Source organism: Mesorhizobium sp. YL-MeA3-2017, from assembly GCF_030814575.1.
In the GTDB taxonomy this organism is placed as follows: Bacteria; Pseudomonadota; Alphaproteobacteria; order Rhizobiales; family Rhizobiaceae; genus Mesorhizobium; species Mesorhizobium terrae.
In genome coordinates this window covers 3,266,045-3,285,602 of record NZ_JAUSVH010000001.1, presented here as the reverse complement: position 1 = coordinate 3,285,602, position 19,558 = coordinate 3,266,045, and the positions used below count along the sequence as shown (strand labels likewise).

Annotated in this window: 21 protein-coding genes; 15 read left to right on the top strand and 6 right to left on the bottom strand. The window is 63.2% G+C overall.

Annotation, left to right across the window (positions count from 1 at the left end; all coding sequences use genetic code 11):
* Positions 1 to 73: 73 nt before the first annotated feature.
* The 15 genes from QFZ88_RS15775 (at position 74) to QFZ88_RS15705 (ending at position 12,902) form a co-directional block, all read left to right on the top strand.
* Positions 74 to 1,003, top strand: coding sequence for a LysR family transcriptional regulator (locus tag QFZ88_RS15775; RefSeq protein ID WP_024924160.1), 930 nt, complete (start codon positions 74 to 76; stop codon positions 1,001 to 1,003).
* A 104-nt stretch (positions 1,004 to 1,107) separates the two neighbouring features.
* On the top strand, positions 1,108 to 1,587 hold the full coding sequence (locus tag QFZ88_RS15770; RefSeq protein ID WP_024924161.1) for a formate dehydrogenase subunit gamma: 480 nt from the start codon (positions 1,108 to 1,110) through the stop codon (positions 1,585 to 1,587).
* On the top strand, positions 1,584 to 3,140 hold the full coding sequence (locus QFZ88_RS15765; protein WP_024924162.1) for a formate dehydrogenase beta subunit: 1,557 nt from the start codon (positions 1,584 to 1,586) through the stop codon (positions 3,138 to 3,140). The genes QFZ88_RS15770 and QFZ88_RS15765 overlap by 4 nt, the downstream gene beginning before the upstream one ends.
* A gap of 10 nt (positions 3,141 to 3,150) precedes the next feature.
* The gene (gene fdhF, locus QFZ88_RS15760; RefSeq protein ID WP_024924163.1) at positions 3,151 to 6,063 is read left to right on the top strand and encodes a formate dehydrogenase subunit alpha; all 2,913 of its coding nucleotides are present in this window, start codon (positions 3,151 to 3,153) and stop codon (positions 6,061 to 6,063) included.
* Positions 6,064 to 6,071: 8 nt separating this feature from the next.
* Complete coding sequence (locus QFZ88_RS15755) at positions 6,072 to 6,317, top strand: hypothetical protein (RefSeq protein ID WP_024924164.1); 246 nt, start codon at positions 6,072 to 6,074, stop codon at positions 6,315 to 6,317.
* Positions 6,314 to 7,141, top strand: coding sequence for a formate dehydrogenase accessory sulfurtransferase FdhD (gene fdhD / locus QFZ88_RS15750; protein WP_024924165.1), 828 nt, complete (start codon positions 6,314 to 6,316; stop codon positions 7,139 to 7,141). The genes QFZ88_RS15755 and fdhD overlap by 4 nt, the downstream gene beginning before the upstream one ends.
* Positions 7,131 to 7,394, top strand: a complete 264-nt coding sequence (locus tag QFZ88_RS15745) for a formate dehydrogenase subunit delta (protein WP_024924166.1) — start codon at positions 7,131 to 7,133, stop codon at positions 7,392 to 7,394. The genes fdhD and QFZ88_RS15745 overlap by 11 nt, the downstream gene beginning before the upstream one ends.
* 399 nt (positions 7,395 to 7,793) lie before the next feature.
* Positions 7,794 to 8,267, top strand: a complete 474-nt coding sequence (locus QFZ88_RS15740) for a hypothetical protein (protein WP_024924167.1) — start codon at positions 7,794 to 7,796, stop codon at positions 8,265 to 8,267.
* A gap of 22 nt (positions 8,268 to 8,289) precedes the next feature.
* Positions 8,290 to 8,685 (top strand): hypothetical protein, encoded by a 396-nt coding sequence (locus QFZ88_RS15735; RefSeq protein ID WP_024924168.1) that lies wholly within the window; start codon positions 8,290 to 8,292, stop codon positions 8,683 to 8,685.
* On the top strand, positions 8,652 to 9,176 hold the full coding sequence (locus QFZ88_RS15730) for a hypothetical protein (protein ID WP_024924169.1): 525 nt from the start codon (positions 8,652 to 8,654) through the stop codon (positions 9,174 to 9,176). The genes QFZ88_RS15735 and QFZ88_RS15730 overlap by 34 nt, the downstream gene beginning before the upstream one ends.
* Before the next feature lie 15 nt (positions 9,177 to 9,191).
* Positions 9,192 to 9,695 (top strand): hypothetical protein, encoded by a 504-nt coding sequence (locus QFZ88_RS15725; protein WP_024924170.1) that lies wholly within the window; start codon positions 9,192 to 9,194, stop codon positions 9,693 to 9,695.
* 216 nt (positions 9,696 to 9,911) lie between these two features.
* Positions 9,912 to 11,465, top strand: a complete 1,554-nt coding sequence (locus QFZ88_RS15720; protein WP_024924171.1) for an alpha/beta fold hydrolase — start codon at positions 9,912 to 9,914, stop codon at positions 11,463 to 11,465.
* 106 nt (positions 11,466 to 11,571) lie between these two features.
* Complete coding sequence (locus tag QFZ88_RS15715) at positions 11,572 to 12,045, top strand: carboxymuconolactone decarboxylase family protein (RefSeq protein ID WP_024924172.1); 474 nt, start codon at positions 11,572 to 11,574, stop codon at positions 12,043 to 12,045.
* Between the two features lie 80 nt (positions 12,046 to 12,125).
* Positions 12,126 to 12,488 carry a nuclear transport factor 2 family protein gene (locus QFZ88_RS15710; RefSeq protein WP_024924173.1) on the top strand — a complete coding sequence of 121 codons (363 nt, stop codon included), beginning with the start codon at positions 12,126 to 12,128 and terminating at the stop codon, positions 12,486 to 12,488.
* A 99-nt stretch (positions 12,489 to 12,587) separates the two neighbouring features.
* Positions 12,588 to 12,902 (top strand): hypothetical protein, encoded by a 315-nt coding sequence (locus QFZ88_RS15705; RefSeq protein ID WP_024924174.1) that lies wholly within the window; start codon positions 12,588 to 12,590, stop codon positions 12,900 to 12,902.
* 40 nt (positions 12,903 to 12,942) lie between these two features.
* On the opposite strand, the gene QFZ88_RS15700 is transcribed toward QFZ88_RS15705, so the two are convergent.
* The 6 genes from QFZ88_RS15700 to QFZ88_RS15675 all read right to left on the bottom strand — a co-directional run bounded on the left by QFZ88_RS15700 (position 12,943) and on the right by QFZ88_RS15675 (position 19,505).
* Positions 12,943 to 14,370 (bottom strand): gamma-aminobutyraldehyde dehydrogenase, encoded by a 1,428-nt coding sequence (locus QFZ88_RS15700; protein ID WP_024924175.1) that lies wholly within the window; start codon positions 14,368 to 14,370, stop codon positions 12,943 to 12,945.
* Positions 14,371 to 14,393: 23 nt separating this feature from the next.
* Positions 14,394 to 15,209: an ABC transporter permease gene (locus QFZ88_RS15695; RefSeq protein ID WP_024924176.1), complete on the bottom strand. Its 816-nt coding sequence runs from the start codon at positions 15,207 to 15,209 to the stop codon at positions 14,394 to 14,396.
* Positions 15,199 to 16,173 (bottom strand): ABC transporter permease, encoded by a 975-nt coding sequence (locus QFZ88_RS15690; RefSeq protein WP_024924177.1) that lies wholly within the window; start codon positions 16,171 to 16,173, stop codon positions 15,199 to 15,201. The genes QFZ88_RS15695 and QFZ88_RS15690 overlap by 11 nt, the downstream gene beginning before the upstream one ends.
* Positions 16,170 to 17,168, bottom strand: a complete 999-nt coding sequence (locus QFZ88_RS15685) for an ABC transporter ATP-binding protein (RefSeq protein WP_024924178.1) — start codon at positions 17,166 to 17,168, stop codon at positions 16,170 to 16,172. Before QFZ88_RS15685 ends, QFZ88_RS15690 begins: the two co-directional genes overlap by 4 nt.
* 181 nt (positions 17,169 to 17,349) lie before the next feature.
* Positions 17,350 to 18,510 (bottom strand): ABC transporter substrate-binding protein, encoded by a 1,161-nt coding sequence (locus QFZ88_RS15680; protein WP_024924179.1) that lies wholly within the window; start codon positions 18,508 to 18,510, stop codon positions 17,350 to 17,352.
* A gap of 149 nt (positions 18,511 to 18,659) precedes the next feature.
* Positions 18,660 to 19,505, bottom strand: a complete 846-nt coding sequence (locus tag QFZ88_RS15675) for a class I SAM-dependent methyltransferase (protein ID WP_024924180.1) — start codon at positions 19,503 to 19,505, stop codon at positions 18,660 to 18,662.
* Positions 19,506 to 19,558 lie beyond the last annotated feature (53 nt).

The window sequence follows — 19,558 nt, the reverse complement described above, 5'->3', positions numbered from 1 at the left end:
CAGTTTGTGACCAAGACCAAGCGGGCCACCGGATGGGCTGACAGGTGCCAGCCGCTATGGCAGGGTCAAAACCATGATCGACAAGCTGGAATTCTTCATAGCCCTGGCCCGCGAAGAGCATTTCGGGCGCGCCGCCGAAATGTGCGGGGTGACGCAGCCGACGCTGTCGGCCGGCATCAAGCAGCTGGAAGACCAGCTCGGCGTCATGCTGGTCAAGCGCGGCTCGCGTTTTCAAGGGCTTACGCCGGAAGGCGTGCAGGTGTTGACCTGGGCACGGCGCATCGTCGGCGACACGCGGTCGATGCGGGAAGAAATGCGGGCGGCCAAGCACGGGCTTTCCGGCCGCATCCGCATCGCGGCGATCCCGACCGCATTGGCCATGGTTGCCAGGCTGACGACGCCATTTCGCGAAAAGCACCCCGGCGTCACCTTTTCCGTGCTGTCGCGAACCTCGATCGAGGTTTTGTCGCTGCTCGGCAATCTCGATATCGATGCCGGCATCACCTATCTCGACAACGAACCGCTGGGACGAGTGACCAGCGTGCCGCTCTACGACGAGCGCTATCAACTGATCACCGCCGCCGGAAACGAATATTCCGATCGGGAACACGTGACATGGGAGGAGGTGTCGAGCCTGCCGCTCTGTCTGCTCACACCCGACATGCAGAACCGCCGCATCATCGACCAGCACCTGGCGGATGCCGGCGTGCAGGTGCGCCCGACGCTGGAATCGAACTCCATGATCGTGCTTTTCTCGCATATCCGCACCGGCAAATGGTCGTCGATCATGCCGCTCAACCTCGCGGAAACATTCGGTTTTTCCGAACCGATCCGGGCCATCCCGATCGTCGAGCCGGACGCCCGGCACGCCGTCGGGCTGGTGACGGCGCCGCGCGACCCGCATACCCCGCTGGTGCAGGCGCTGCTGGACGAGGCAGTGGCGCTGGCAGGCAATCTGCGCCTCGAGGCCGAAGCTAAGCTTCGTCAAAGCTCCAATCGATAGAAAATTTTTATCATACGACGAAACAGCTTTATTGATTCCAAGGGCTTGGATCGCATTTAATAGACCAATAGCGCCCAATGGCGCAGTGTCAGGGAGGGCGCTGCATGTCCGTGCAGCCTGCAAGTACCGAGATCGTTTCGCGGACCGCGGCCGTCGTGCGCGAGCTGCAAGGCCTTGAGGGCCCGCTGCTGCCGATCCTGCACAGCGTCCAGGAAGAATTCGGCTATGTGCCGCAGGAAGCGCTGCCGGTGATCGCCGAAGCGCTGAACATTTCCCGTGCCGAGGTGCATGGCGTGGCCAGCTTCTATCATGACTACCGCAAGCATCCGGCCGGTCGCCACGTGCTGAAGCTGTGCCAGGCGGAAGCCTGCCAGTCGATGGGTTCGGACGCGGTGGCCGCGAAGCTCAAACAGGCGCTTGGCATCGGCTTTCACGAGACGGCGAAGGACAATTCTGTTACACTGGAACCAGTCTATTGCCTCGGGCTGTGCGCCTGCGCGCCGTCGGCGATGCTGGATGGCCAAGTCATCGGCAGGCTGGACGACGAGGCGATCGACGACATCGTCGCGGAGGTGCGTCGATGAGCGCGACTATCTACATCCCCGGCGACTCGGGCGCGCTGGCGCTTGGCGCCGAAAAAGTTGCCAAGGCAATCGCTAAGGAACTGGCCGAGCGCGGTCTCGACGCCAGGATCGTGCGCAACGGCTCGCGCGGCGCCTATTTCCTCGAACCGATGGTCGAGGTCGAAACCGCTGGCGGTCGCCAGGCCTATGGGCCGGTGAAGGCAGCCGACGTGAAGGGCCTGTTCGATGCCGGCTTGCTGACCGGCGGCCAGCACAGGCTGGCGCTGGGCAACCCGGAAGAGATCCCGTTCTTCGCCAAGCAGACACGACTGACTTTTGCGCGCTGCGGCATCACCGACCCGCTGTCGCTGGAAGACTATGAAAAGCTTGGCGGTCTCGTCGGCCTGCGCAAGGCCGTGGCGATGACGCCCGCCGACATCGTCAAGCAGGTGACGGAGTCCGGCCTGCGCGGCCGTGGCGGCGCCGGCTTCCCCACCGGCATCAAATGGAAGACGGTGCTGGATACGACGGCCGAGCGCAAATACATCGTCTGCAATGCCGACGAAGGCGACAGCGCCACTTTCGCCGACCGCATGATCATGGAAGGCGACCCCTTCGTGCTGATCGAAGGCATGGCGATTGCCGGCATCGCAACCGGCGCGACCAAGGGTTTCGTCTATATCCGCTCGGAATACCCGCATGCGGTGGCGGCCATGAACAGGGCCGTCTCGATCGCCCGCAAGGCCGGCGTGCTTGGAGCCACGGTGCTCGGTTCGCCGAACGCCTTCGATATGGAAATTCGCGTTGGCGCCGGCGCTTATGTCTGCGGCGAGGAAACCTCGCTGCTGAACTCGCTCGAAGGCAAACGCGGCGTGGTGCGCGCCAAGCCGCCGCTGCCGGCCATCCAGGGCCTGTTCGGCAAGCCCACCGTCATCAACAACGTGATCAGCCTGGCCTCGGTGCCGGTAATCATGGACAAGGGTGCCGAGCACTACAAGAATTTCGGCATGGGCCGTTCGCGTGGCACCATCCCTATCCAGATCGCCGGCAACGTCAAGCATGGCGGCCTGTTCGAGGCGGCGTTCGGCCTGTCGCTCGGCGAGATCGTCGACGGTATCGGCGGCGGCACCCGGTCCGGACGGCCGGTGAAGGCGGTGCAGGTGGGCGGACCGCTCGGCGCTTATTTCCCGCGGGAGCTGTTTGACACGCCGTTCGACTATGAGGAATTCGCCAAGCGCGACGGCCTGATCGGCCATGCCGGCATCACCGTGTTCGACGACAGCGCCGACATGCTGAAAATGGCGCGTTTCGCGATGGAATTCTGCGCCATCGAAAGCTGTGGCAAGTGCACGCCCTGCCGCATCGGCTCGACGCGCGGTGTCGAGACCATCGACAAGATTTCGGCCGGCATCGAGCCGGAGAAGAACCTCGAACTGGTCGCCGACCTCTGCAACACGATGAAGTTCGGATCGCTATGCGCGCTGGGCGGCTTCACGCCTTACCCGGTGATGAGCGCGATCAAGCATTTTGGCGAAGATTTCAAGCCGGCGCCGGCGCGCGTGGCAGCGGAATAGGAACTGGCAGATGAACATCAAAGCCGACTTCCCGACGCTCATCGAAGAAACCGACTACGGAACCCCGGAATCGAGGGCGGAAAAGCAGGTTACGCTGACCGTCGACGGCCGCAGCATCACCGTACCGGAAGGCACCTCGATCATGCGGGCCGCAATGGAAGGCGGCGTCGAGATCCCGAAGCTCTGCGCCACCGACATGCTGGACTCCTTCGGTTCCTGCCGCGTCTGTCTCGTCGAGATCGAGGGCCGCGGCGGCACACCAGCTTCCTGCACGACGCCGGTTGGCGATGGCATGATCGTACGCACCCAGTCCGACCGGCTGGATGCCATTCGCCGCGGCGTGATGGAACTCTACGTGTCCGACCACCCGACCGGCTGGAACGAGGAGGCCGGAACTGGCGCCAGCGAGTTCGACGCGGTGGCGAAATCGGTCGGCCTTAGCGAAAACCGCTATGGCGTCGAGGGACGGAACCACGTCAAGGAAAACGGCGTGGCGCCCGGCCATGGTTCGCTGGCGGTCGACTACATCGCCCGCGATGAAACCAATCCCTATTTCACCTACGATCCCGCGCAATGCATCGTCTGCTCGCGCTGCGTGCGGGCCTGCGAGGAAGTGCAAGGCACGTTCGCGCTGACCATCGAAGGCCGCGGCTTTGAATCGCGCATGGTCGCCGGCATGCACGAGGATTTCATCGCCTCCGAATGCGTTTCCTGCGGCGCCTGCGTGCAGGCCTGCCCGACGGACGCGTTGCGCGAGAAAACGGTGCTGGAAAAAGGCATGCCGGAGCGCTCGGCGGTCACCACCTGCGCCTATTGCGGCGTCGGCTGTTCGTTCAAGGCCGAGGTGAAGGGTGACGAAGTCATCCGCATGATGCCTTACAAGGACGGCAAGGCGAACCATGGCCATTCCTGCGTGAAGGGCCGCTTCGCCTATGGCTATGCCACGCACAAGGACCGCATTCTCTCGCCAATGATCCGCGAGAAGATCAGCGATCCCTGGCGGGAGGTGAGTTGGGAAGAGGCGATCGCCCACACCGCCAAGGAATTCCGCCGCATCCAATACCAGTATGGACGCGGCGCCGTTGGCGGCATTACCTCTTCACGCTGCACGAATGAGGAAACCTATCTCGTCCAGAAGCTGGTGCGACAGGGCTTCCGCAACAACAATGTCGACACCTGCGCCCGCGTCTGCCACTCGCCGACCGGTTACGGGCTCGGCCAGACTTTTGGCACGTCGGCCGGTACGCAGGACTTCGATTCGGTCGAGGAGACCGACGTCGCCGTCGTCATCGGCGCCAATCCCGCTTCCGCCCATCCGGTCTTCGCCTCGCGGTTGAAGAAGCGGCTACGCGAGGGCGCGAAGCTGATCGTGCTGGATCCACGCCGCACGGAGATGGTCAAGTCGGCGCATATTGAAGCCGCCTATCATCTGCCATTGAAGCCCGGCACCAATGTCGCGGTGCTGACAGCTCTGGCGCATGTCATCGTCACCGAAGGTCTGTTCGACGAAGCGTTCATCCGCGAGCGCTGCGACTGGGCGGAATTCCAGGATTGGGCTTCCTTCGTCGCCTTGCCGGAAAACAGCCCCGAAACGGTCGGCAAGCTGTCCGGCGTCGATCCGGAACTGATCCGTGGCGCGGCCAGGCTCTATGCCACCGGCGGCAATGGCGCGATCTATTATGGCCTCGGCGTCACCGAACACAGCCAGGGCTCGACGACCGTGATGGCGATCGCCAACCTCGCCATGGCCACCGGCAATATCGGCCGGCGGGGCGTCGGCGTGAACCCGCTGCGCGGCCAGAACAACGTGCAGGGCTCGTGCGACATGGGCTCGTTCCCGCACGAACTGCCGGGCTATCGCCATATCTCCGGCGAAGCCGTGCGCGACATCTATGAGAGCCTGTGGGGCGTGAAGCTGGACGAGGAACCCGGCCTGCGCATTCCCAACATGCTGGACGCCGCCGTCGACGGGTCGTTCAAGGGCATCTACATCCAGGGCGAGGACATTTTGCAGTCCGACCCCGACACCAGGCATGTCGCCGCCGGCCTCGCCGCCATGGAATGCGTGGTCGTGCACGACCTCTTCCTCAACGAGACCGCCAACTACGCGCATGTCTTCCTGCCGGGCTCGACCTTCCTGGAAAAGGACGGCACTTTCACCAATGCCGAGCGCCGCATCAACATGGTGCGCAGGGTGCTGGAGCCGAAGGCGCGCTACGCCGACTGGGAGGCCACGCAGGAGCTTGCCCGCGCGATCGGGCTCGACTGGAACTATACGCATCCGTCGCAGATCATGGACGAGATCGCCCAGACGACGCCGAGCTTTGCCGGTGTCACCTTCGAACTGCTCGACCGGGTCGGCTCGGTGCAGTGGCCCTGCAACGAAAAGGCACCGCTCGGCACCCCGATCATGCATGTCGACAGCTTCGTGCGCGGCAAGGGCAAATTCATCCGCACCGAATATGTAGCCACTGACGAAAGGACCGGGCCGCGTTTCCCGCTGCTGCTCACCACCGGCCGCATCCTGTCGCAATACAATGTTGGCGCGCAGACGCGGCGCACCGACAACGTCATGTGGCATTCGGAGGACCGGCTGGAAATCCACCCGCACGATGCCGAAAACCGCGGCATTCGTGATGGCGACTGGGTACGGCTGCAAAGCCGCGCCGGCGAAACGACGCTGCGCGCGCAGATCACCGACCGGGTCTCGCCGGGTGTCGTCTACACGACCTTCCACCACCCCGACACGCAGGCCAATGTGATCACCACCGACTACTCGGACTGGGCGACCAACTGCCCCGAATACAAGGTCACCGCCGTGCAGGTGGCGCCTTCCAACGGTCCGACCGAGTGGCAGAAGGATTACAACGAGCAGGCGCGCCAGAGCCGGCGCATCAAGGGGCATCTCGAGGCCGCGGAATAGAAGGCGAAATGACGTCGTTGGCGGAGATTTCGAAAAAAGAGGCCTACTCGCAACTCCTCGCTATTTGCGAACGGCAAGGAGCAGAGCTGAATCGGTTTCTGAGCGAGGTCGAAGGCAGAATTGCGGACGACGACTTTGCTAAGTTGCGTGAGATGGTCGCCAATCTGATGGGAAATGGTCACTACGATACGTTCGTAGCCATTTCGCAGGAGCTTCCAGAGTTGAAGCCAACTTGGATTGTATCGACTCGATGACCATCCGCCCGGCCACCAGTTCGACCATCCGCATCGCCCGCCGCGCCGGCGGCACCGCTGCTGCCGCCCGCATGGTGCCCGAGGAAACGCCGATCGCACTTTCCTATGCCGGCACGACACACGCGGTGATGATGGCCTCGCCGGCGGATTTCGAGGATTTCGCGCTGGGCTTTTCGCTGACCGAAGGCATCATCGCCTCGCCTGAAGAAATCGAGTCCATTGAAGTGCAGGACGTCGAGGCCGGCATCGACATCCAGATCCGGCTGAAAGACAGAGCCAATACGCGGTTCGAAGCGCGGCGGCGCCGGCTGGCAGGTCCGGTCGGCTGCGGTCTGTGCGGCATTGAATCGATCGAGGAGGCGATGCGCTCCGTTGACGCGGTCGACGCCTCCAGGCTGACGCTGACGGCCGACGAGATCACCGGCGCGGTCAAGGCATTGTCGAAGCAGCAACCCCTGCACGCCGAGACCGGCGCCGTGCACGCGGCCGGATTTTACATGCCGGGCAAGGGCGTCGTGGCGGCACGCGAGGATGTCGGCCGCCACAACGCGCTGGACAAGCTGGCCGGCGCGCTGGCGAAAGCCGGGATCGAAGGCAATGTCGGCGCAGTCGTGGTCACCTCACGCGTTTCGGTGGAGATGGTGCAGAAGACGGCGGCCATCGGCGCGCCCTTCATCATCGCCGTTTCGGCGCCGACCGCGCTCGCCATCCGCACCGCCGAGGCAGCCGGCATGACGCTGGTTGCATTGGTGCGTGGCGACGAGTTCGACATCTTCACCCGCCCGGAGCGGGTCAGCAGTGGAGTTTCCAAACATGTCGCATGATGAGAGCCATGTCGCCAACACCAAGGAGAAGCTGGTGCGCATGGCCAACCAGATCGCGACCTTCTTTCATTCCAAGCCCCGCGAGGAGGGTGTGGCCGGCGTCGCTGAACACATCAACAAGTTCTGGGAACCGCGCATGCGCCGGCAGATGTTCGAGATGATCGACGCTGGCGGCAAGGGTTTCGACGAACTGGTTCTTGCCGCGTCACCACTGATTCGCCGCCCGGCGCCAGAAGAGAAGCCCGCGGCCTGATTTTGACGGCGAATTGCTGTTCACCAGCCCGCCATTACTCCGTCTGACACAGTAAAAACGCCGGAGTCCTTTGCGAGTCGCCGAGTATCGACACCCACGCCGCGATCAGAAAACAATCCACCTGTCAAAATTTTAGGCACCCGGCCATGGGGCCTGCGCAGTAGCGGCACATGCATAAACCGCACGGCTTCCTACGCTTTATTTTCCAATGCCTAAATTAGCATAACAACTATTAGACATATATTCCACAAACAGACAATCGAAACAATAACTCCTTTCAATAAAAAGTATAAAATAGGCGTACATTGTACATCTAGGCGAAGGTGGACATTTACGCCTTGACTTGAGATTGCTTGTGTTTAAGCGTTTCAAATATCCAGTAAGGAGAGGGCTCTCCGCATGAAAGGTTTTTTACCTGGATTTGCGCTTCTTGGGCTTGCGGCATCTTCCTTTACTTCCTTTGCCGCTACGCAAGGTGTGATCTTCAATGGATCAGTGACTTCTGTTTGCGTGCTGACTGTCGGCGCCAACGGCACGATGACCGTCAGCCCAAATCTTCAGTCCCTCAGTTCGCACAACAGCGGCGGCACGGCAGGCACGGCAAATCTCGCGACCACGGGCGGCGTCACGGTCAGCGTCGACGCAGCCCCGACGGGCGTAACCACGCCGGCCGCCGACAGCGGCACCATCGCCTGGACACCGACCTACGCGGTTTCCGGCGCGCATAACTTCCCCGAGGGCACCGCTTCCCACGCGTTGACGGCACCGGGGACATCATTGGTGACCGTCAATCTGGCCGGAGCCAAGACCGGCACGGACACATTCGTGGCAGGCAACTACCAGGCGACGGTTACGGTTCGCTGCGAACCCTAATCCAGTTCGAAAGGGACAATTGATGATCAGCAAGTGCCTGTACGGGCCCTTGGCCCTGTTGTGCGCGCTTCCGGGAGCGGTTTCAGCCCAGTCGATGTCGCCGATGCGCGGCGAAATCATGAGCTTCTCCAATGTCTTCGCGGTGCGCGTCTACCCGGCCAACCCCTACAAGCAACGCATCAAAATCTCGGTGCGCGTCTATGACCAGGATTTTTATCCGGTCAAGGACGCCCGCGTCAGCCCTTCCGAGTTCATGCTTGGAGGCGATGCCTCGCGTCCGGTTCTCGTCGTCGTTCCCTTCAACGGCACGAGCGAACGCAAGGTTCGGATCTGCACTGAAAGCATCCCGTTTCCAAATGATCAAACCCAGATAAGGGCACAGATATGCGGAAAATTTCTTGGACAAAGGCGCTCCTGACCACGCTTCTGGTGACGGGGACCAGCGGATGGCAGGCCCATGCGGAAGACGTTTACAAGCTCGTCCAGAACCAGAACGGCTTCGACCTGCCCGGGGTTACGCTCCCGCAAGGGCAGGATGAGGTACGCGCTGCGGACGGCACGACCTGCAGTTCGTCGATTTCCGGCTCCGGCGCCTATCTCGACATGGGCGTCATCAGGAACAGCGCGGCGGTCACAACGCAGGACATGGCCGCATACGGCAGGGTGGTGATACCGCTGGGCAGCAGGCCGAAACGGCTGGATTGCTCCAGGCTCTACAATCTTGAGGTCGAGCGCCTGCAGATAGAGCTCGATCTGATGAAAATGGGCGTCGGCCCCGACGCCGGCATGTCCACCGGCTCGACGAAGCAGGCAGCCCCCGCCACCGCCGCCGTGAAACATCAGGTCAAGGCACAGCGCAAGAACTGGGTATCGGAGGGCTGGAGCGCCCGTGGTGACAGCGGCAAATAGCCGGACGGAGTGCCAATGATGGCTTGCGACTTCCTCCGCATCGCCTTGCTGCGCCTGATGGCGCTGCTCGTCATATCGGCACTGGTCAGCAACTCCGCGTCAGCCGCCGTGGACGGCACGTGCACCATCATGGTGACGAAGACCGGAACCATGACGACCAATGCCAACGCGTCCGTGTTGAGTTCCAAGACGGCCAGCAACGGCTATGCCGCGGCGTCGATCACCATCCAGCCAGGTCTGCTCGGCGTGTTGTGCAGCCTCGTCCAGCTGCTCAACTGCTTCGCCCTGTCCGTGGTGCCGCCGGCCAGCTTTTCCAGCGCGCCCTCCGGTGGCGGCACCAATGTCAGCTTCAGTACGGTGTTCCGCATCGACGGCAGCAGCACCGACCAGCCGCAAAACACTCCGGTCAAGATTCTGAACGGCCCACACAGCGTTCAAATCGACCTGATCGCCACCAAGAGCTCGGGCATCTACGCCGCCGGCAGCTATCAAGGAACGGTCACACTCCGCTGCGAGTAGGGTGGTTCCGTCAGCACTTACCTGCGTACGGGCAACTGTTCCAAATGCCGGATGGCGACATCAGGCGGAAGGAAACCAACGACCCATCCCCTACCAACAAAAGCTACGATGCACCGATGGCGGAATGGGTGTATTTTCGGTCTCTAAAATGTGTCTACCCCAGCAGGCAGGGTCTGCTGGGACCAAAAATGTTGTCTGGCCGGGCGAGGCAGTCGCGTGAGGCCGATCGAGACCAGATACGCGCGCAGCGGGGATGTGCGGATCGCCTATCAGGTGGTCGGTCAGGGTTCGTTCGATCTCGTCTTCGTGCCGGGCTACATCTCCAATCTCGACCTGCATTGGGAAGACGAGGGCTACAGCCGCCTGTTGAAACGGCTCTCCGCCTTCTCGCGACTGATCTTGTTCGACAAACGCGGCACCGGGCTTTCCGACCGCGTTGACAGCCGTCACCTGCCCAGCCTCGAAACCCGCATGGACGATGTACGCGCGGTGATGGACGCCGCCGGCAGCGGCAGAGCGGCGCTGCTCGGCGCCTCGGAAGGCGCGCCGATGGCGATGCTGTTCGCCGCCACCTATCCGGAGCGAACGCGGGCGCTGGTTCTCTATGGCGGCTACGCGCATTTCCACAAATGGGTGATGCCGCCAGAGCATCTGGAAGCCTTCATCGAAACGGCCGAGACCTCGTGGGGCACTGGCGCAACCTTGCCGAATTTCGCGCCAGGGCGCGTGGACGATGCGCATTTTATCCAATGGTGGGCACGGTTCGAGCGGCTGTCGGCCAGCCCGACTGCCGCAGCTACACTCGCCCGCATGAATGCAGGGATCGACGTGCGTGGCATCCTCCCGATGATCCGCGCATCGACGCTGCTGATCCATCGCCGCAACGACGTGCGCGTCGACCTGGAGGCCAGCCGCTTCCTCGCCAGGAAGATTCCGGGCGCCAGGCTCGTCGAGATACCCGGGCGCGATCATCCGGTGTGGACCGGGGACGTCGACCGGGTGGCCGACCTCGTCGAGGAATTCCTAACCGGCCAACCGGCGGTAGCCGACACCGAGCGCGTGCTCTCCGCGCTGCTGGCGACGCGGATCTACGACACGGCCGGGCTTGGCGACCGCATGTGGAGTGAGCGGAGCCAGCGCTTCCACGTGACGTGGCGGTTGCTGGTCGGTCGCTATGGCGGGCGCGTCGCAGGCACGCATGGCGAGATGATGATGGCGCGCTTCGACGGACCGGCACGCGCCATACGCTGCGCGGCGGCGTTGCGCGAAGCGGCGCAGCAGATCGGGGTGGCGAGCGCGCAGGGCGCGCATGTCGGAGAGATCGAATTGCGCGGCCAGCCGACCGGCCTGACAGCAAGGGTAACGATGCAACTCGCCAGCCATGCCGGGCGCGGCGACATAATCGCTTCGCGGCTGGTCGCCGAACTTGCGGTGGGCTCCGGCCTCCACTTCGTCGACGCGGGCCGCGTCAGCCTCGACGAATTGGGCGAGCCGTTGCCGGTGGTCCAGGCAACCTCCGAACAGCATCTGGAACCGGCCTGCCGTCCCAAAACCCACCCCTTGGAGCCGGCAACCCTGACGGCGCGGGAAAGCGAGGTGGTGAGCCTTATCGCCGACGGCAAGAGCAACGCGGCGATCGCCGCCGAACTGAAGCTCAGCGAGCATACCGTGAAGCGGCATGTCGCCAACATATTGCTCAAGCTCGACCTGCCATCGCGGGCGGCTGCGGCGGCTTTTTCGGCCAGGCACACTGGCCCGGACGGGCCATGACAGCCATGGCGCTTTCGAGCGAAGCGGCCAGGCTCCTTGAGGACTACGGTTTGCTCCATGCAGGCCAGGCGATGTCGCCGTTGCGGCGCTGCGAATGGAGGATGAAATGCTGAAATCGATTAGCAAGACCGGATTGCTTGCATTGGCGGCAGGCGCATTGCTGGTCGTCACGCCGGCGCGGGCCGAAGATGCTTCGGCAACCGCCGCCTACAAGGACATCCAGGCCACGTTCGGCTCGGTGCCCGACATGTTCAAGACATTGCCGGACGTTGCCGTTGCCGGCGCCTGGGCCGAAATCAAAGGGGTTCAGCTCAATCCCAAGACCGCGCTCGACGGCAAGACCAAGGAACTGATGGGGCTGGCCGTGGCTTCGCAGATCCCCTGCCAGTACTGCATCTACTTCCACACGTTGGCGGCCAAGGCCAATGGCGCGAGCGACGAGGAGATCAAGGAGGCCGTGGCCATGGCAGCGATCGTGCGCCACTGGTCGACGATGCTCAACGGCAGCCAGGTCGACCTGGCCACCTTCAAGAAGCAGACGGATGACCTGTTCGCCGCCGTCAAGGCGAAGTCGCAGTGACGAAAAGCTGCCCGGCGAGGCGCGCCGGGCAGCATCCGATCAACACGAACGCCCGGATCAAACGGGCCATGGAGATCAAAATGCTGACCAAGACAAAAGCAGTGGATGGCGCAGCGATCAAGAAGGCGATCGAGGGCCGCGACGGCAAGCTGCTGTCGAGCTTCTACGCCGACGATGCGCTGGTGCGGGTGATCGACCGCAACAATCCGCCGAGCAAGCCGCGCGAAGTCCGCGGCCGCGCGGCAATCAGCACTTTCTGGGACGACATCTGCAGCCGTGCGATGACGCACAAGGTCGACACCACCATCGCCGAGGGCGACAGCCTCGCCTTCACGCAAGCCTGCGCCTACCCGGACGGCACCAAGGTTTTTTGCGCGGCGATGCTTGAGCTGAAGAACGGTCTCATCGCCCGGCAGACAGTCGTGCAAGCCTGGGACGAATAGATCGACAACGAGCCTGCCCATCCCGATCGAAACGGGATGGGCTCTGTTTCAGCGGCCGGGGATGATCTTCGAGCCGCAAATCACGGGAGGAGCCCCAGCATGTTCAGCGCCAGATGGCAGATCGACGCCAAGTTCGGACAAAAGCAGACCGTGCTCGAGCTGATGCGGAAATGGGAGCGCGAGATCGGCTCACAGGTCAACATCGCCGATCTCAAATTCCAGATCATGACCGGATCGATCGGCGCACGAGAAGCGACGATCGAGACCCATCACCAGGTCGAGAGTCTCGCCCGGCTGGAGGAGTTTTTCGCCAAGATCGGCAAAATCGACGCGCATACCAAATGGGGCAAGGAGATGGAGCCCTATGTCGTGTCAGGCTCCAGTCTCTGGCAAATCTTCCGCGTGGTGGAGTAGCGCTCCCTCGTCCTTCTCCCCGTAGACGGGGAGAAGAACCTTATCCATGCGCCACCATGACGTGGCGCACGGCCGTATAGTCTTCCAGCGCGTAGAGTGACATGTCCTTGCCGTAGCCGGACTGCTTCAGGCCGCCATGCGGCATCTCGTTGGTCAGCATGAAGTGGGTGTTGATCCAGGTGCAGCCATATTGCAGGCGGGCGGCGGTGGCCATGGCACGCGAGACGTCCTTGGTCCAGACCGACGAGGCAAGGCCGTAGTCGCTGTCATTGGCCCAGCCGACCGCTTCGTCGACATCGGAGAAGCGGGTGACGGAAACGACCGGGCCGAACACCTCGCGGCGCACGATCTCATCGTCCTGCAAGGCACCGGCAATGACGGTCGGCTGGAAGTAGAAGCCCGAACTGTCTCCGGGTTTGCCACCCGTGGTGATCTCGATATGTTTCAGTTCGGAAGCGCGTTCGACGAAGGATGCGACGCGGTCGCGCTGGCGCCTGGAGATCAGCGGGCCGATCTCGTTTTCGGTATCGTCCGGGCGATCGTACCGGATGGTCGAGACCGCCGACGACAATTTGGAAACCAGCTTGTCGTAGATCTTCTTGCCGGCATAGACGCGGCAGGCAGCCGTGCAATCCTGGCCGGCATTGTAGTAGCCGAAGGCGCGCAGGCCGGTGACGACGGCATCGAGGTCGGCATCGTCGAAGACGATGACCGGCGCCTTGCCGCCGAGCTCGAGATGCGTGCGCTTGACCGATTTCGCGGCCGCCTGCAGCACCTTCTTGCCTGTGGCGATGTCGCCGGTGATCGAGATCATGTTGACCTTGGGGTGGTTGATCAGCGGGCTGCCGACGCTTTCGCCGCGACCGAGCACGACGTTGACCACGCCTTCGGGCAGAATGTCAGCCAGAATGCGCGCAAGCTTGAGCGCAGTGAGCGGCGTCTGCTCCGATGGCTTGAACACCACGGTGTTACCGCCAGCAATGGCCGGCGCCAATTTCCAAGCGGCCATCATCAGCGGGTAGTTCCACGGTGCGATGGACGCAACGATGCCGATCGGATCGCGGCGGACCATCGAGGTGTGGCCAGGCAGATATTCGCCGGCGACCTGACCGGGCATGGAACGCACCGCGCCGGCGAAGAAACGATAGCAGTCGACGATCGCCGGGATCTCGTCATTGAGCACGGCGTTGATCGGCTTGCCGCAATTCAGGGCTTCGAGCGCCGCGAATTCCTTGGCCTCGGCCTCGATGCGGTCGGCGATCCTGAGAAGATAGGCGGAGCGCTGTGCGGGCGTGGTGCGCGACCAGGTTGCGAAGGCCTTTTCGGCGGCCGCCACGGCGCGCTCGATCTGCGCTTCGCTTGCCTCCGGCAGGCTGAGGATGGTGGCGCCGGTGCGCGGGTTCAACACGGCTTCCTCCGCCTCCGCGCCTTTTTCGAAGGTGGCGCCGATCAGCATCTCAGTGTCCATGACAGTCTCCCTTTCGAAGGTCGTTATTTGCCCGACCCGGCGACCTGGTCGCCGTCGCGGGTGAGGTAATAGGCAAAGAGGATGGGCAGCAGCGTCACCAGCACGACCACCATGGCCACGACATTGGTGACCGGGCGCTGGCGCGGCCGGATCAGTTCCTCCAGCATCCAGATCGGTAGCGTCTGCTGCTGGCCGGCGGTGAAGGTGGTGACGATGACCTCGTCGAAGGACAGGGCAAAGGCCAGCATGCCGCCGGCAAGCAGCGCCGTTGCGATGTTGGGCAACACGACGTGCCGGAAGGTCTGGAACCCGTCGGCGCCAAGATCGTAGGAGGCCTCGATGAGCGAGCCGGAGGTGCGGCGGAAGCGGGCGACGGCGTTGTTATAGACTACGACCACGCAGAAAGTGGCGTGGCCAAGCACGATCGTCCAGAACGAGAACGGGATGTCGGTGAGCGCGAAGGCCGAGCGCAGTGCGATGCCGGTGATGATGCCGGGCAAGGCAATCGGCAGGATGACGAGCAACGACACCGCCTCGCGGCCGAAGAAGCGGGAGCGTGAGACGGCCGCCGCGCACAGCGTGCCGAGGATCAGCGCGACCAATGTCGAGATCGCCGCGACCCTGACGGACAGCGACAGCGCCGCCCACACATCCGGCCGGTTCCAGGTGACGGCGAACCACTCGGTGGTCAGGCCGGGCGGTGGCCACTGATAGCTCTTTTCCTCCGTCGTGAAGGCATAGACGAAGATGAGCAGGATGGGCACGTGCAGGAAGAGCAGGCCGCAGGCGGCGGCTATCTTCAGGCCAAGGGGTGCCGACTGGCCACGATCAGAGCGCATCGAAGGCCCCCATTCGCTTGGCACCCCATAGATAGACACCCATGATGACGATGGGCACGACGGCAAAGGCGGCGGCCAGCGGAATGTTGCCAGCGGTGCCTTGCTGCGAATAGACGGCCTGGCCGATGAACAGGCGCGAGGTGCCGATGATCTGCGGGATGATGTAGTCGCCGAGCGTCAAGGAGAAAGTGAAGATCGAACCGGCGACGATGCCCGGCAGCGCCAGCGGGAACAGCACGTTGCGGAAGGTCTGGCCGGGCGAGGCGCCGAGATCGGACGAAGCCTCGACCAGATTGCCGGGCACGCGCTCAAGTGCGGCCTGCATCGGCAGGATCATGAACGGCAGCCAAACATAGACAAAGGCGATGAAGGTGCCGGTGGCCGACACCGACAGCGAGTTGCCGCCGACATAGGGCAGCGCCAGCCAACCGTCGAGAACCCACATCAAGTGCAGCTTGGCCAGGAACCAGGTGAGAATGCCTTCCTTGGCGAGGATCAGCTTCCAGGCATAGATCTTGACGAGATAGCTGGACCACAGCGGCAGCATCACCGCGAGATAGAACAGCGCCTTCCAGCGGCCCTGGGCGTAGCGGGCGGCGTAGTAGGCAATCGGGAAAGCAACGGCGATGGAGGCCAGCGTCACCAGCGTCGCCATCGTGACCGTGCGGACGATGATGTCGAAATTGGCCGCCTGGAACAGGTCGGCATAGGTCTTCAACGTGAACTGACGATTGACCAGACCGGAGAACTCATCGATCGAAAAGAAGCTCTGCAACAGCAGCGCGAACAGCGAACCGATATAGACGACGCCGAGCCAAAGCAGCGGCGGCATCAGCATCAGCACCAAAAGGAAGCGCGGCCGGCGCCAGAACAGATCGGACAGCGCCCCCAATATGCCGCCGCGGGCGGGCAGGATGGCCGAGGCCGGCGCATCGCGGGTGGCGGTGACGGCGGCGATACTCATGTCGCTTCGTCCATCAGATGGATGGCGTCGCGGTTGAAGGTGAGCACCACTGCATCGCCCTGCTCCGGGACCGTCGTGCCGGACGGCACGCTGGCATGCAGGCGCAGGCCTTCGGTGTCGAGCGCCAGCCGGGTTGCGGCACCCAGATAGCTGACGCCGGAAACCCGCGCTTGAACCGCTTCGCCGGTGGCCGCGCGGGCGACACGGATCGCCTCCGGGCGCAGGCTGCCCCAGCGCCGCTGGCCGCAATAGCGCTGCACGAAATCGGGCGGCAACATGTTGGAGGAGCCGACGAAATCGGCGACGAAACGGGTCTTCGGCCGCTGATAGATTTCCTGCGGTGAGCCGACCTGCATGATCTTGCCGTCGTTGAAGACGGCGACTCGGTCGGCCATCGACAGCGCCTCGCCCTGGTCATGGGTGACGAAGACGAAGGTGATGCCGAGCGCTTTCTGCAGCGATTTCAGCTCTTCCTGCATGTTCTCGCGCAGCTTGAGGTCGAGCGCGCCGAGCGGTTCGTCAAGCAGCAGCACCTTGGGTTGGTTGACGAGGGCACGAGCGAGCGCAACGCGCTGGCGTTGACCGCCGGAAAGCTGGCCGGGGCGCCTGGCGCCGTAGCCCGGCAATTGCACGAGCGCCAGCGCCTCTTCCGCCGCCTTGTGCCGCTCGGTCTTGCCGATGCCCTTGACCATCAGCCCGTAGGCGACGTTGTCGAGCACGTTGAGGTGCGGGAACAGAGCGTAATCCTGGAAGACGGTGTTCACATTGCGTCGATAGGGCGGAACACCCTCGGCCCGCTCTCCGAAGATGGAGATGGTGCCGGCGGTCGGCTGTTCGAACCCGGCGATCAGGCGCAGGCAGGTGGTCTTGCCCGAGCCGGACGGACCGAGCATGGCGAAGAATTCGCCTGCCACGATGTCGAGATCAAGCGCGTCGACAGCCTTCACCGCGCCGAAATGACGAGCCACTTTCTGAAAGGAAACTGCTGGGGTCATCGTGGTTTCGATCATTGAGTAATAAGATCATGCCTGCCCGCCTGTTCAAAGGCTGAGGGCCGACGCGACTGCCTCTCTATCCAGAGAGGCTGCGCCGAAGGGCGGGTGAAAGCTCAGGTCCGCCGAGGCTCCCGACCCGCCCCTGCGGGGCGACCCTCCCCGGCAGGGGAGGGTTGGGAGGTTAGCGCCCGCCGATGACGCCGATATAGTCCGAGACCCAGCGATAATAGGGCACGCACTGGTCGTTCTGGCTCGCACATTTCGAGACCGGGGTGCGCCAGAACTTGATCTTGTCGAACTGGTCGAAGCCGTTGGTCTTGCAGCCTTCGTCGGTCAGGAGCTCGTTGCCCTTGCAGGCGGCCGGCACGACGGGAAGCGAGCCGAACCAGGCGGAGACATCACCCTGCACCTTCGGCGACAGCGAATGCTCGAGCCACATATAGGCGCAGTTCGGGTTGGCAGCGTCAGCCTCCATCATGGTGGTGTCGGCCCAGCCGGTGGCGCCTTCTTCCGGAATGGTCGAGGCGACCGGCTGCTTGGCGGCAACCAGCGTGTTCACCTGGAACGGCCAGGAGCCCGAGGCGACGACGCCTTCGTTGCGGAAGTCATCGACCTGGATGGCGGCATCGTGCCAATAGCGGCCGACCAAAGTGCGCTGCACGCGCAGCAGGTCGAGCGCAGCCTTGTACTGGTCCTCGTTGAGCTCGTAGGGGCTCTTGATGCCAAGGTTCGGCTTGTGGAACATCAGATAGTTGGCAGCATCGGCGATGTGGATCGGGCCGTCATAGGCCTGGACACGCCCCTTGTTGGACTTGCCGTCCGGCAGGGTCTGCTCCTCGAAGACGATGTTCCAGCTCTTCGGTGCGTCCTTGAAAACCTTGGTGTTGTACATCAGCACGTTGGGACCCCATTGATAGGGCACGCCATAGTGCTTGCTGTCGACCGTGAACCATGGCGCATCCTTGATGCGGTCGTCGACGGTCTTCCAGCTCGGGATCAGATCGGTGTTGATGGGCTGCACGCGCTTGCCGGCAACCAGGCGCAACGACGCGTCGCCCGAGGCGGTGACGAGGTCGAAGCCGCCTTCATTCATCAGCGACACCATCTCGTCGGAGGTGTTGGCGGTCTTGACGTTGACCTTGCAGCCCGTCTTCTTCTCGAAATCCGTGACCCAGTCATAGCCCTTGTCGGTCTCGCCGCGCTCGATATAGCCGGGCCAGGCAACGATGTTGAGCTTGCCTTCCCCCTTGCCCACTTCCTTGAGGGCTTCCTGCGCGACGGCCTGGCCAGCGAAGGTCAGCGCAATCGTCAGGGCAGTGCATGATTTCAGGAATGAATTCATCGTCGTCTCCCATCTGCAGGGGCCGCGCTCTGACGGCGGCTTTGCTCCCTGATGAGGAAGGTGTCGTGAAATCGAAGCTTTCGCAAATTCATTTATCAGAAAGGCGATATCGGTTTTTCCGATACCGCCTCGCCGCCACGATACCCGTTTCAGGACTGTGCGGTGACCAGCCAGCTGGCGGCGGTGAAGCGCGCGGTGCCGTCCTTCAGATAGGGAGCGAATGCCGGGATCAGGACAGCCTTGACCCTTGCGGCGGTTGCCTCGTCCACCTCGCGCAGGGCAGCGCCGACCGGCCCCATCCGTGTTACGTAGGTCAAAAGGTCGCCTTCGGCCATCTGGCAGGCCATGTCCACCCGCTCGATTCCAATCGCCGACCAGCCACTCGCCCGCAGGATGCTCTCGACCCTGCCAGCGTCCGCAAAGGCGAACTGTCCGGGAGCATCCGGATCGAATGCCGGCCTGGGCGGCAGGAGCGGCATCGCCGCCCGCGCGGCGGCCGTCATAAAATCGTTGTCCGCGGGGCTGCGCCACGCAACGAACGCCAGTTTTCCGCCGGATCGCGTTGCTTTCCTGACGTTTGCGAAGGCGGCAATCGGGTCATCGAAGAACATGACGCCGAACCGCGAGATGACCGCGTCGAAGCGGGCGGCGTCGAGCGCGTAGATCTGTGCATCACCCCGGACGAACGAGGCATTCGCCAGACCTTGCGCCTTCGCGCGCGCAGTCGCCAGGGCGACCAGCGGCTGCGAGATGTCGAGACCAGTGCAGTGCCCGGAGACGCCGATCCTGCGGGCCATCGCCATGGTGGTGGCGCCGGCGCCGCAGCCGACGTCGAGAACAGTGTCTCCCACGCCAGGATCGGCGATGTCCGCCAGCAAACGCTCGAACGGCTCCAGCACCTGGTCGAGCACCGGCTGCAGTTCGACCCAGGCCTTGCCGCTGGCGTCATTCCAGAGATCGGCCTGCTGCGCGTTCGACTGCTTGGATTCGGACATCGGTATCTCGCTTCGCGTTGCGCAAATTTGTCGTCGGGGGCACTTTACGAATT